Here is a 13,051-nt window from a genome sequence, read left to right on the forward strand (position 1 = left end):
TAGCCTCGCCAGCGGGCCGCAGCGCCGCAGATGTCCCACGCCTCGTCTCGTGGGTCCTCTGGAGGGTTCTGTGCACCCACCGGGCCTCTAGCTCAACTGGCAGAGCAGCGGACTTTTAATCCGCGGGTTGTGGGTTCGATCCCCACGGGGCCCACCCGTCCGACCGACGTGTGTTCCCCGCTGGTCGGTCCCCGAGCGGGGCCTCGCGGTGCCGTCGTGGCCGGAGCGTGGTCAGCGGCCCGGCGCGGTGGCCGATGGCGGCGCCCGGCCGTCCGCACCTACACCGTGCTCCTCGCCGGGGACCGGAGGTCGTCGATCCCCCTGCCCGGCGCCGACCTCAGCCCTGGGCGACGGCGGTCTCCAGCTCACGGGCGAGGGCGCCGGGGTGGGCCATGCCGACGCGGAACTCCGCGTCGAACTGCTGGTCACCGAGGAGTTCGCGGGCGCGGCGCGCGCTCCGCTCGGCGTCCGCGCGTTCGAGCCGGGAGGCCGGCCGATGCCGCCGCTGCCGCCAGGAGACCGCCGCCCCCAGCAGGCGGGCCGCGTCGGCGGCGTCGCCGCGGGCGACCGCCACGCAGGCGAGGCCCTCCAGCGCCGGGGCGTACCCGGGCGCGGTCTGCCACGCCCGGCGGTGGGAGAACGCGGCGCTGTCGAGGTCGTCGTCCTCGGCGACGTGCCCGAGGCCGACCAGGGCGGCGGCGGTCCACTCCGGTTCGGTCAGCCCGGACAGCAGCTGCTGTGCCGCGCTGAACCGCTCCCGCGCGGCGGCCGGGTCGCCGCGCTCGCGGGCGAGCCAGCCCTCACCGACCGCGGCGCGCGGATTCCCCGCGGCCCCGAGCTGGCGGGCGACGGCGTGGGAGTCGGCGAACAGGCGCGCGGCCCGATCGGGATCACCGAGCAGCAGGGTGACGTGGCCGGCACCGGCGAGGGCGTACTGGACGGTGTTCGCGGGGCCGACGTCGCGGACGCTGGCCAGCGACCCCTCGTACATCTCCAGGGCCTCCTCCAGCCGGCCCGCGCGGTGCAGGGCCATCCCCAGGTGGAACTGGATGGCCGACACACCCCACTGGTCGCCCAGGGCGCGGAAGGCCAGCAGGGCGCGGTGCCCGACGGTGGTGGCCGCGGTCAGGTCCCCTGTGCCGGCGTGCAGCTCCATCCGCACGAAGTCCGCCAGCGCCGCGCACCAGGCGTCACCGGCCCGGGTGAACTGCCGGTCGGCCCCTTCCAGCAGCGTGAAGGCCTCGGCCGGGTCGTCGGCACCGATGTTCTCGACGGCGAGGAGGGTGTCCGACAGCGCGGTGCCGAACCCATCGCCGAGGTGGGCGAACAGCGCCCGGCTCTGCGCGGCGGCGGCGGCGCACGCGGGATCGGGGTGCACGATGCAGGCGCCCGGCCGGGCGGCGACGGACAGCGCCTGCAGCGCCCGCGCCCGCGCGGCCGGAGCCCCGGCCGCAGCGGCGTCCAGCATGGCGGCAACCCGCGGGCCGCCGTCCGGGCGGGTGGCGAAGTACCAGTACCAACCCAGCGGGGCGACCAGCCGCAGCCCGGCGTCCGGCTCCCCGGTCACGTGCGCGGTGCACCAGGCGAGGGCGGCGTCGATGTCGTCGCGCTCGAGCGCCAGCCGCGGCAACCACCGCGCCTGACCGTCGCCGCGGAGCTCGCCCTCGGCGCGTTCGGCCAGCGCGGTGAGGTGGTCGACGTGCGCCCGGGCCACCCGGTCGGCCTCGCCGGAGTCGGCGAGGCGCTCAGCGGCGTACTCGCGGATGGTCTCCAGCAGGTGGTAGCGCGGGCCGACGTCCCGAGCGGCCGCGGCGCGGTCGACCACCACCAGCGACCGGTCGACCAGCCGGCCCACCAGGTCCACCAGCGCCGCCGGTCCCAGCGGCTGGCCGCCGGCGACGGCCTGCACCGCCTCCAGCGTCCAGCTGCCGCGGAACACCGACAGACGCCGCAGCAGCACCCGCTCGGCGTCGGTGAGCAGCTGGTAGCTCCAGTCGACGGTGGCCCGCAGGGTCCGCTGCCGCGCCTCTGCGGTGCGGGGGCCGGTGGTGAGCAGGGCGAAGCGGTCGCCCATCCGGGACGCGAGCTCGCCGACCGGTAGGGCCGCCACGCGGACGGCGGCGAGCTCGATGGCCAGCGGCATCCCGTCGAGGTGCCGGCAGATGTCCGCGACGGCCGCGGCGTCGGCCTCGTCGCGGACGGCGAAGTCGGGCAGGGAGCCGCGTGCCCGGTCGACGAAGAGCCGGGCAGCGGCGCTGACGGTCAGCTCGGCCGGGTCGGCTGTCTCCGGCGGGACCGGCAGCGGGTCGATGGAGTACTGGACCTCGCCGCGTGCGGCCAGCGGCTCGCGGCTGGTGGCCAGCAGTCGCACGCCGGGGCAGGACTCCAGCAGCCGCTCGGCCAGCAGCGCACAGGCGTCGGCGAGGTGCTCGCAGTTGTCCAGCACCAGCAGCGCGGCGCGGTCACGGAGGTGACCGAGCAGCTGGTCCTCGGCGGTCGCCGTCGCGACGTCGCGGACGTCGAGGGCGGCCAGCGCAGCCTGCGGGACCAGCCCGGGATCCGTGACGCCGGCGAGCCGGACGAACACCACGCCGTCGGGGAAGCCGGCTGCGGCGGCGCGGGCCGCCTCCAGCGCGAGGCTGGTCTTGCCGACCCCGCCGGGGCCGGTGACCGTGACCAGCCGGGCGCTCCGCAGCAGCTCGTCCACCCGGTCGAGGTCCGCCTCGCGGCCCAGGAACGAGGTCAACCGCGGTGGCAGCAGGCGGCTCGGCGGCGCGGCCGCCGGGTCCGCCGGTCGCGGTGACGGGTCGGGGGTGCTGCTCCGGACCGGTGCCCGGAGGTCGGCACGCTGCTGGAGGACGGCCTCCTGGAGATCGCGCAGTTCGGGGCCGGGCTGCACGCCGAGTTCGGCGTCGAGGACGTCGCGGGCCCGCTGGTAGGCGGCGAGAGCGTCGGCCTGCCGGCCCGCACGGTAGAGCGCGAGCATCAGCCGGCCGTGCAACCGCTCGCGCAGCGGATGGGCGGCGACGAGCGCCTCGAGCTCGCCCAGCACGTCGGTGTGGTGGCCGGCGGCGAGCTCCTGGTCGACCAGCTCCTCCCGGGCGGCCAGCTGCAGCTCGGTGAGCCGCACGGTCTCCGGTCCGGCCCAGACGGCATCGGTGAACTCGGCCAGCGCCGGACCGCGCCACAACGCCAGGGCCTCCCGGTACCGGTGCGTGGCGGCGGCCGGGTCGGTGTCGGCGGTGGCGCGGGCAGCCGCGACCCGGTCGGTGAAGCGCAGCGCGTCGACCCGGTCCCGGTCGACGTCGAGCAGGTAGCCCGGCGGCCGGGTGACCACCAGGGCGTCGGGCGCACCGGCGGCGGCCAGTGCGCGGCGCAGCCTGGACACCCGCACCTGGAGTGCGTTGCCCGGGCTGACCGGCAGTGTCTCGCCCCACAGGGCCTCGACCAGGGTCGGGACGCCGACGACCCGCCCGGCCGAGAGGGCCAGCAGCGCCAGCAGCTCCCGTTCACCGGCGCCGGGCACCGAGCGGACCCGACCGTCGACGACCACCTCGATCGGTCCCAGGACGCGGATCTCCATGCGGCGCCTTCCCCGGAACGGGTCCGTCTGGCGAGGCGCCGATTGTCGACCCCGCACCCGGGCCGGGACAACGAACCGTCGGCCGCCTGACCGCCGTCAGCAGGCGGACAGCGTTCGGACAGCGCCCTCGTGCACGGTGCGACCACCCACCCAGTCCGGGAGACGTCATGATCACCCTCCACGTGCCGGCGATGACCGCACGGCAGCACGTCCGGGCGATCAGCGCCTGCATCAGCGACGTCCCCGGCGTGCAGGTCCTCCAGGCCGACCTGGTCACCCGCACCGTGCGAGTGGTCGGCCCGGCCGATCCGGCCGCGGTCACCGCGGCCGTCGTCGCGGCCGGCTACGCCATCGCCCCGGCCACCGACCGCACCTCCTCCCCGGCACTCCCCGAACCGGAGGACGTCTCGTGAACACGTCTCCCTGCACCGACACCACCGGCCCCGCGGCCTCCTGCCACGTGCACAGCGGGACGACGTCCAGCCCCACCGTCACGCAGGAGGGGACGTCGTGACCGCCCGGGCCCGGCACCGGGAGAAGCAGCTGCTGGCGTTCCCGCTGTACCCGGGCGTGACGCCGCTGGACCTGGTCGGTCCGCTCACCGTGCTGCGCAACCTGACCGGCACCGCATACCGCACCGTCGTCGTCGGCGAGCGGACCGACCGGCTGTCCACCGACACCGCGCTCCAGGTGGTCCCGACCGCGACGTTCACCGACGTGCCCGCGCCCTACGCGGTGATCGTCCCCGGCGGCGGCCCGGCCGCCGTCGCGGCGATGGCCGACGAGGCGCTGCTCGGCTACGTCCGCTCCGCGGCGGACGACGCGCACATCGTGGGCGCCACCGGCAACGGCGCGCTCGTCCTCGCCGCCGCCGGCCTGCTCGCCGGGCGGCGCGCGGCGGCCCACTGGGCCTACGCCGACGAGCTGGAGCGCTTCGGCGTCACCTGGGCGCCGGAGCGCTGGGTGCAGGACGGGCGTTTCCTCACTGCCGCCGGCGGCGGGGCCGGCATCGACATGATGCTGGCCCTGCTGGCGCGGCTGAGGAGCCGCTCAGCGGCCGGTCTGGCCCAGTTGTTCATGGAGTACGACCCCGAGCCGCCGTTCGGCCCCCTCGGCCCGGACCGCGGCGATCCCGAGGTGGCCGCGCTTCTGCGCAGCCCACGCCGGCGCACCGCCCCCACCGACGACCGGGCAGAGGACAGGTGAGCGCCGTGCCCGCCGACGGCTCCGGCGAGAAGACCATCGCCGTCGTGCTGTACCCCGGGCTGACCGCCCTGGACCTGGTCGGCCCGCTGCAGGTGTTCACCGAGCTGCAGCGGTTCGTCCCGCAGTACCGCACCGTGGTCGTCGGCGCGCGGACCGAACCGGTGGTCACCGACCTCCCGCTGCACCTGGTGGCCGACCGGACCTTCGCCGAGGTCCCGCACCCGGACGTGCTCGTCGTGCCCGGCGGCCGGAGCGGCACCATCCGCGCGATGCGTGACGCGGGCGTCCGGGCCTACGTGCGCAACGCCGCCGCCTCCGCCGACGTCGTGGGTTCGGTGTGCACCGGCTCGCTCGTCCTCGGCGCCGTCGGCCTGCTCGAGGGCCGCCAGGCCACCACCAACTGGTTCTTCGCCGGCGTCCTCGAGCCGCTGGGCGCGACCTACCACCGGCAGCGGTGGCTCGAGGACGGCGACGTCACCATGTCCGCCGGGGTGTCGGCGGGCATCGACTGGGCGCTGCACCTGGTCGCCGACCTCACCGACGAGGCCACCGCCCGACGGGTGCAGCTGGCGCTGGACTACGACCCGCAGCCGCCGTTCGGCGGCATCGACTGGGCGCACATCCCGCCGCTGCCCCGCGCCGTGCGCGGCGCCATCGGCCTGCTGGCGCCGGCGATCACCGCGAGGCCCAGGCGGCTCACCCGGGCCGGCACCTGACACGGCCCGCGCAAGCGGGTGGACAGCGCCACGACAGGCCACCCGCCCAGTGTGGAGACGTCCTCCCACACGCCTCCGCCGGAGAGAAGGCACCGATGACCCTCACCGACACCGCCCCCCGCCCGACGACGTCGCCCGCCGGGGCGGCCCTCCGGGCGGCCGCACCCGCCACCGGCCTCCCGCCGGCGCTCGGCGGCATCCGCGGCCTCGTCGACGGCGGTCTGCCCCCGCTGGTCTTCGTCGCCGTCAACGGCGTCGCCGGCACGCAGACCGCCCGGCCGACGGCCCTGACCGCGGCGATCGGCGCTGCCGCCGTCACGGGTCTGGGCATCGTCGCGCTGCGGCTGATCCGCAGGGAGTCGCTGCGCCAGGCCATGGCCGGCCTGGCCGGCCTGGCCGTCGCCGTGCTCTTCGCCGCCACCTCCGGTGAGGCGCGCGGCTTCTTCCTGCCCGGCATCCTCGTCGACGCCTCCTACGGGCTCGTCTTCGCCGGCTCCGCGCTCCTCGGCCACCCGCTGGCGGGCACGGTCTACGGACTGCTCTACCAGCGACGTGACTGGCGCGACGACGCACGACTCCGCCGGGTGTTCGTCTGGGCCACCTTCGGCTGGTCGGCGGTGTTCGGCGTCCGCGCCGGCGTGCAGGCGTTCCTGTACCGGGAGGACCTCCCCGGCCTGCTCGCGGCCGGCAAGCTGCTGCTCGGCTGGCCGCTCACCCTCGCCGCCGTGGCGCTGACCCTCGCCGCCGTCCGCCGGGCCACCCGTCGCTCCCCGGCCGCAGCCGCGTGAACGGCCGCACCCGGGACGCGGACCTCGCGGCCGGTGTGCGCCCGCCGCGCGACCGCCGCCACGCACCGAGGCCTGCACAGACACGACTGCCCCACCACCACCGATGCGTCGACCCGGCCGCGGAGGCCGGGAGAGGAGAGGTCATGGCAACGCAGCAGACGACCGCCGTGCTCGAGGTGGCCGGCGTGCACTGGGCGTCGGAGAAGGTCACCGTGGAGCGCGTGCTCGGCCGACGCCCCGGCGTGCTGAGCGTCGAGGCCAACCCGGTCGGACAGACCGCGACGGTCACCTACGACCCCACGCGCACCTCGGTGGCCGACCTCGCCGCGTGGCTCCGCGACTGCGGCTACCACTGCGCCGGGCAGTCCGTCCCTCGGCACGTGTGCGACCCGGCGGCCGAGCCGGAGCCGCACCGCCCGGCCGGGCACCACGACGACCACCGGCCGGAGGAGGCCGGGGGGACGCCGCAGGAGCACGCCGACCACGTCAGGCGCGGTGGGGGCCACGCCGGCCACGCCGGGATGACCCCGCAGGAGGCGATGGGCCACGGCGGACACCACGCCGGCATGTCGATGGACGCCATGGTCCGCGACATGCGCAACCGGTTCCTGGTGGCGGCGCTGCTGTCGATCCCGATCCTGCTGTGGTCGCCGATCGGCCGGGAGGTGCTCGGGTTCACCGCGCCCGCGCCGCTCGGCCTGCGCGACGACGTCTTCTCGCTGGTCCTCTCCCTGCCGGTGGTCTTCTACAGCGCCTGGGTCTTCTTCGACGGAGCGTGGCGGGCGCTGCGTGCGAGGACGCTGGACATGATGGTGCTGGTCGCCGTCGCGGTGGGGACGGGCTGGCTGTACAGCCTGGTCGTCACGCTGACCGGGGGCGGCGAGGTGTTCTACGAGGCCGCCACCGTGCTGACCGCGTTCGTCCTGCTCGGGCACTGGTTCGAGATGCGCGCCCGCGGCGGCGCCAACGACGCCATCCGTGCGCTCCTCGAACTGGCGCCCCCGCGGGCGGTCGTCGTCCGCGACGGGCAGCCGGTGGAGGTGCCCACGGCCGAGGTGGTCGTCGGGGATCTGCTGCTGGTCCGGCCGGGCGCGAGGATCCCCGTCGACGGAGTGGTCGAGGACGGCGACTCCGAGGTCGACGAGTCGATGGTGACCGGGGAGAGCCTGCCGGTGCACAAGGCAGTCGGGGACGAGGTGATCGGCGCCTCGGTGAACACCACCGGCACGCTGCGGGTACGGGCGACGAAGGTCGGCGCCGACACCGCGCTCGCCCAGATCGTCGCGATGGTGCAGGAGGCGCAGAACTCGAAGGCCCCCGGCCAGCGGCTGGCCGACCGGGCCGCGTCCTGGCTGGTCCTCGTCGCCCTGCTCGGTGGCGGCCTCACCCTGGCGGTGTGGCTGCTGGCCGGCGCCGCGTTCGCCACGGCCATGCTGTTCGCGATCACCGTCGTCGTGATCACCTGCCCCGACGCCCTGGGCCTGGCCACCCCGACGGCGATCATGGTCGGCACCGGGCTGGGGGCCCGGCGCGGCGTGCTGTTCAAGAACGCCACCGCGCTGGAGACCGCCGCCCGGATCGACACCGTCGTGATGGACAAGACCGGCACCCTGACGAAGGGCGAGCCGGAGGTCACCGACGTCGTCGTCGACGGCATGGCGTCCGGCGACGTCCTGGCACTGGCCGCCGCCGTGGAGCGGGAGTCCGAGCACCCACTGGCCGCCGCCGTCGCCCGGCACGCCGGCGACCTCGGCGTGCCGGCGCTGGCCGCCACCGGGTTCCGCAACGTCCCCGGGCACGGGGCATCCGCGCAGGTCGCCGGACGCCGGGTGCTCGTCGGCAACGCGAAGCTGATGGCCGACGAGGGGGTCGACCTCGGCGAGCTCGGCGCGCGCCGGGACGAGCTGGCCGGCGCCGGCCGCACGGCCGTCCTCGTCGCCGTCGACGGCCGCGCCGCCGGGGTGATCGCGCTGGCCGACGCCCCGCGGGAGACCTCGGCCGCTGCCGTGGCCGCGCTGCACGAGGCCGGGCTCGAGGTCGTCATGCTCAGCGGGGACAACGAGGCCACCGCCCGGCGCATCGCCGGCCGGCTCGGCATCGACACCGTCATCGCCGAGGTGCTGCCCGGCGACAAGGCCGCGAAGGTCACCGAGCTGCAGCGGTCGGGCAAGCGGGTCGCGATGGTCGGCGACGGCGTCAACGACGCTCCGGCGCTGGCACAGGCAGACCTCGGCATCGCCATCGGCGCCGGCACCGACGTCGCCATCGAGACCGCCGACGTCGTCCTCATGCGCTCCGACCCGCTCGACGTGCCCACCGCTCTGACCATCGGCCGGGGCACCCTGCGCAAGATGCGGCAGAACCTGAGCTGGGCCATCGGCTACAACGCCGTCGCCCTGCCGATCGCGGCCGGCGTGTTCGAACCGGCGTTCGGCCTGGTCCTGCGGCCGGAGATCGCCGCCCTGTCGATGTCGGGCTCGTCGTTCCTGGTGGCGGTCAACGCGCTGCTGCTCAAGCGGCTGCACCTGCCCGCCGCACCCGAGACGGCGGCGGCGCAGGCGACGACGACCGCCTCGCCCGAGCCGCTGGCCCGTTGAGCCGGTGCGACGACCTCGCGGCCACCGGGTGGTCGTGCGGCGCTAGCGGCTGGGCAGGGCCAGCCGGAGACCGAAGCCGATCAGGACGATCCCGGTGGCGCCCTCGACGGTGCGGCTGACCCGCGGGCGCTGCAGCCACCGCCGCACGGCCCCGGCGCCCAGGATGAGGAGGGTGAACCAGGCGACGCTCAGGGCCGCGTGCACGCAGGCCAGCAGCAGGCCCATGCCGAGTGCCGAGGCCTCCGGCGGCAGGAACTGCGGCAGCGCGGCGACGTAGAAGGCGCCCACCTTCGGGTTGAGCAGGTTGGTCAGCAGGCCCGCGCGGGCGGATCGCCAGGCACCCACCGTCCCGGCCGGGCCGGCGCCGTCCGGGAGCCGGGCACCCCGGCGGAGTCGCCAGAGCATCCGCCCCCCGAGCCACAGCATGTACGCGGCACCGACGAGGCGGAGGGTGTCGTAGGCGACGGTGGAGGCGGTGACCAGGGCGGACACCCCGACGGCGGCGGCCGCGCCCCAGGCGACCACGCCGCAGACCACCCCCAGCGCCGTCGCGAACGCGTCGCGCCGGCCCCGGACGACGGCGGCACGCAGGACGAGGGCGGTGTCGAGGCCGGGGGTGATCGTCAGCAGCAACGCGACGAGGCCGAAGCCGACCACGGCCCCCGACGCGGTCACGGGCGCACACCGGGAGCGGAGGCCACGCGCCGAGGCTAGCCCGGTCCGAGGGGCCCACCGCCGACGGGGCAGCGCGTGGCGTCCCGACGCTGAGGTGTTCCGGCTCTCGGGTTGAGATCAGCTCCCCACCAGCCGTTACACCCCTCGTCGTCCCCGGCGGTGGGGCGGCGGGTCGGTCCGGCTGAGGGGGCGGTGTGGGGCTCGGCATCGCCACCAACACCGCGGCGGTGAACGCCTTCCGCCACCTGTCGACGAGCTACGCCGCGGTGCGCACCTCCCTCGAGCGGCTGTCCTCGGGCCACCGGATCAACCGCGCGGCCGACGACGCCGCCGGGCTGGCGATCTCCGTGGGCCTGACCTCGCAGGTCCGGGGCGCGGTCGTGGGCCTGCGCAACGCGCAGGACGCCGTCGACGTCGTGCAGACCGCCGACGGCGCGCTGAGCGCCACCACCGCGCTCCTGCAGCGCATGCGGGACCTCGCCGTCCGGGCCGCCAACACCGGCGCCGCGAACCCCGAGGTCACCGCCGCCCTCCAGGCGGAGATCAGCCGGCTCAAGGCCGAGGTGACCCGCATCGCCGGCGGGACGACCCTCCACGGGATCCCCCTGCTGGACGGCAGCTACCACGGCACCTTCCAGGTGGGCGCGCACGCCGGGGACACCATCGACGTCGCCATCGGCGCCGCCCTGGACACCGCCGGGCTCTGGCTCGCCGGCGTCGACGTGACCGTCCTCGGCGACCAGGCCGTGACGACCTCCGCGGCCCGGGGCCGGGGCGACGAGCCGCGGGCCGGCCTGCTCGTGTTCGTCGGGGCCACGACCCGGCCCGACGGCATCAGCCGGCTCAGCGGGACGGTGACCCTGGGCGCCGGCACCGTCGACCTCGACGCGCTGTCCGACTCCGACGGCGACGGCGTCGTCAGCAACCGCGAGGCGGTCGACCAGCTCAACGCCGCCGCCCGGGCCGCCGGCATCACCCACCGGCCGGACCCGTTCGTGGACGACGGCGACGACCTGGTCTTCCGCGGCCCGGTACCCACCGAGGACGCCACCGCCGCGGACCTGGCGGAGGCCAACCCGGCCTCCAGCGGCGGGCCCGCCCCGGACGTGCGGGTCGTCGCGGCCCGCACCGCCGATCCCGCGACGGCCGGCCTGATCGCGTTCCCCGGCTCCACCGCCGCCGACATCCCGGCGCTGCGGGGCCGCATCTCGGCCAACGGGGAGACCCTCGACCTCAGCGCGGTCACCTACACCGACACCGACGGCGACGGCACCGTCGACGGCGACGAGGCGCTGGCCCAGCTGAACGCCGCGGCCCTGGCCGCCGGCATCACCACGCGGGGCGACGCGTTCGCGGAGACCCGCCTGACCACCCTCGGCGAGGACGCGTACGAGGACCACGGCATCGCCGTCGTCTTCCGCGGCCCCGTGCCGGCGGACGACGCGACCGCCGCCGACCTGGTCGCGGCCACCCCCGTCCACACCCAGGACCCGCCTCCGCTCGACGCGATCGACGCCGCCCTCACGGCGGTGTCCACGCAGCGGGCCTCCCTGGGCGCCCTCCAGAACCGGCTCGAGCACGTCGTCGACCACCTGCGCGTGTCCATCGAGAACACCGCGGCGTCGCTCTCGCGGATCCGCGACACCGACACGAGCGCGGAGGCGGCCCGGCTGACCCGGGCCCAGATCCTCACCGGGTCCGGCGTCGCGATGCTGGCCCAGGCCAACCAGGCCCCGCGGAACGTCCTCACCCTGCTGGGCTGATCCCGCCACCGGCGGCCCGCGGACTCGGGCCGGCCGGATCCCGCACCGCCCGGCCGTCGTCCACGACCCGTCGTGCGCTCCGTCGACGTCGCGCACGACGCTGCCGTGCGCCGCGATCGGGCCGCCGCCGGCGGGTGCGACATGCCGGGTGGACCGGGTCGCACCGGAGTGACCACGGGCCGCTGACCTGCTCCGCACGCTCCCGAACAGGAAACGAGTCGACAAGGCACCGGGCGTAACGGCGGGTCACCGACCGCCGCCGCGGGCCACCGCAACGATTCAGTGACGGGGCGTCCCCGGGTCCGGCCGAGAGGGCTGGTCAGGGCCGCGCGGGCCATAACTTCTGCGCGTGTCCCCGGCACTTCCCCAGCCGCGGACAGGACGTCCCGAGGAGACCCTGCGTGAGCGCGCCCGCTGTACTGGTTCCCCATCCCCCCGACACGGCCGAGCAGCCCCCGGCTCACGACGAGTTGGGCCTGCTGATGGACATGTTCGTGCCCGAGCCGCCCGCCGGGACACGGCCCGAGGTGCCTCGTGTGCCCGGTGCGCGCCGTGCCGCCCTGCGCGCCCAGGTGCAGGACTGGGTGCGGCGCGCGGCCGACTGGGGCGCCGGACCGCAGGGGGCCTGGCGTGCCTGGTGAGCGCAGCAGCCCCGCAGCACCCCCGTGGACGGCGGACGGCGCCGCCCGGGAGCCCCGAGTGACCACGACCCGGTGCACCGCCCGTCCGGCGGTCCCCTCGCAGCACAGGAAGGCGGAGTGATGTTCCTCTGGCCGGCAGTGGCGGTGGTGGGCTTCGTCGTGCTGGCGGGGCTGGTCATCGCGCTGGGCACCAGGTCGACCGCCCGCTACGAGTTCGAGCGCAACCGGGTGCAGAGGCAGGTCCAGCCGGCGTCCGTCGCCGGCGCCGCGGGGCAGGGCTCCGTCGGCGACCGTGCCGCGGCGCGGCCGGCCGGTGGCCGGGCCGGCGACAGCGGCGCCCCGGGCCGGACCGGCACCGCCACCCGCAACGGTGGCACCCCGGTCCGTCAGCGGCGGCGCGAGCGGGTCGTGGCCAGCCACCCCGCGGGGAAGGGCATCGACCGGCCGTCGGGCTGGTGGCTGGTCGACGAGTCCGGCGACCAGCCGGGCGCACAGATCCTGGCGGGCCCCTTCCCCGACCGCATCGAGGCGGACTGGGCCGCGCTGTCGGCCGGGCTGCCGGACTCCGTCCGGGCCGTCTACGGCGTTCCCCGCGCCGACGGTGCCGTGGTGCGGCGGCAGTCGCCGCAGGAGCGGGCGTGGCTCGCCCAGCTCAGCGACCAGCTGGACCGGCTGCCCGAGGACTGGGACGACCTGCTGTCGGACACCGACGCCCTCACCACGCTCCTGGTGGAGGTGACCGCGGCCGTGGTCGAGGCCGGCCTGCCGCTGCACGACTGCGGCGGGCGGGGCGCGGCCGGGGGCGCCGCCGGCGGGGTCTGCCTGACCCCCGACCCCGGACGCCGGGGAGTGCTGGTCAGCTGGCGCCAGCACGACCGGATGAGCCTGCACCAGGTCCACGGTGCCGAGACCGACGCGGCGGTGCAGCGGACGATGAACGCCGCGATCGCCGGCGTCCTCGCGGAGATGGGCTTCCGGGTCACGCCGTTCGGGGCGACCGGCTGCCACCTGGTGACCGCCGTCCACCGGTCGGCGCTGACCTCCTGACGGCCGGGGCCGGCTCCCGGCGGCGCGCAGCCGCC

10 protein-coding genes and 1 tRNA gene are annotated in these 13,051 nt (G+C 76.4%); 9 read left to right on the forward strand and 2 right to left on the reverse strand.

Translation table 11 applies throughout. From position 1 onward, the window contains the following. Positions 1 to 81: 81 nt before the first annotated feature. Positions 82 to 154: transfer RNA gene (locus tag ACI78V_RS19865), tRNA-Lys, on the forward strand. 183 nt (positions 155 to 337) lie between these two features. Here the strand turns inward: ACI78V_RS19865 and ACI78V_RS19870 are convergent. Then, complete coding sequence (locus ACI78V_RS19870; protein ID WP_456853874.1) at positions 338 to 3,583, reverse strand: AfsR/SARP family transcriptional regulator; 3,246 nt, start codon at positions 3,581 to 3,583, stop codon at positions 338 to 340. Between the two features lie 167 nt (positions 3,584 to 3,750). On the opposite strand from ACI78V_RS19870, the gene ACI78V_RS19875 reads away from it, so the two are divergent. From ACI78V_RS19875 to ACI78V_RS19895, 5 genes are all read left to right on the forward strand, one after another. Further along, positions 3,751 to 3,996 carry a cation transporter gene (locus tag ACI78V_RS19875; protein WP_456853876.1) on the forward strand — a complete coding sequence of 82 codons (246 nt, stop codon included), beginning with the start codon at positions 3,751 to 3,753 and terminating at the stop codon, positions 3,994 to 3,996. Positions 3,997 to 4,093: 97 nt separating this feature from the next. Beyond that, positions 4,094 to 4,789 (forward strand): DJ-1/PfpI family protein, encoded by a 696-nt coding sequence (locus tag ACI78V_RS19880; RefSeq protein WP_456853878.1) that lies wholly within the window; start codon positions 4,094 to 4,096, stop codon positions 4,787 to 4,789. Further along, on the forward strand, positions 4,786 to 5,505 hold the full coding sequence (locus tag ACI78V_RS19885; RefSeq protein WP_456853880.1) for a DJ-1/PfpI family protein: 720 nt from the start codon (positions 4,786 to 4,788) through the stop codon (positions 5,503 to 5,505). Before ACI78V_RS19880 ends, ACI78V_RS19885 begins: the two co-directional genes overlap by 4 nt. A 95-nt stretch (positions 5,506 to 5,600) precedes the next feature. Next, entirely contained in the window at positions 5,601 to 6,293 is a 693-nt protein-coding gene (locus ACI78V_RS19890; protein WP_456853882.1) for a DUF3159 domain-containing protein, read from the forward strand. A gap of 143 nt (positions 6,294 to 6,436) precedes the next feature. Next, positions 6,437 to 8,890, forward strand: a complete 2,454-nt coding sequence (locus ACI78V_RS19895) for a heavy metal translocating P-type ATPase (protein ID WP_456853884.1) — start codon at positions 6,437 to 6,439, stop codon at positions 8,888 to 8,890. Between the two features lie 42 nt (positions 8,891 to 8,932). Here the strand turns inward: ACI78V_RS19895 and ACI78V_RS19900 are convergent, their stop codons facing one another. Further along, entirely contained in the window at positions 8,933 to 9,565 is a 633-nt protein-coding gene (locus tag ACI78V_RS19900; protein WP_456853886.1) for a LysE family translocator, read from the reverse strand. Positions 9,566 to 9,759: 194 nt separating this feature from the next. Between ACI78V_RS19900 and ACI78V_RS19905 the strand changes: the two genes are divergently transcribed. The 3 genes from ACI78V_RS19905 (at position 9,760) to ACI78V_RS19915 (ending at position 13,016) form a co-directional block, all read left to right on the forward strand. Next, entirely contained in the window at positions 9,760 to 11,328 is a 1,569-nt protein-coding gene (locus ACI78V_RS19905) for a flagellin N-terminal helical domain-containing protein (RefSeq protein WP_456853888.1), read from the forward strand. A 401-nt stretch (positions 11,329 to 11,729) separates the two neighbouring features. Then, a complete protein-coding gene (locus tag ACI78V_RS19910) occupies positions 11,730 to 11,969 on the forward strand; it encodes a hypothetical protein (protein ID WP_456853890.1) in 240 nt (79 codons plus the stop codon). Between the two features lie 120 nt (positions 11,970 to 12,089). Beyond that, the gene (locus ACI78V_RS19915) at positions 12,090 to 13,016 is read left to right on the forward strand and encodes a hypothetical protein (RefSeq protein ID WP_456853892.1); all 927 of its coding nucleotides are present in this window, start codon (positions 12,090 to 12,092) and stop codon (positions 13,014 to 13,016) included. Positions 13,017 to 13,051: the final 35 nt, after the last annotated feature.

Source organism: Geodermatophilus sp. SYSU D00742 (assembly GCF_054049935.1).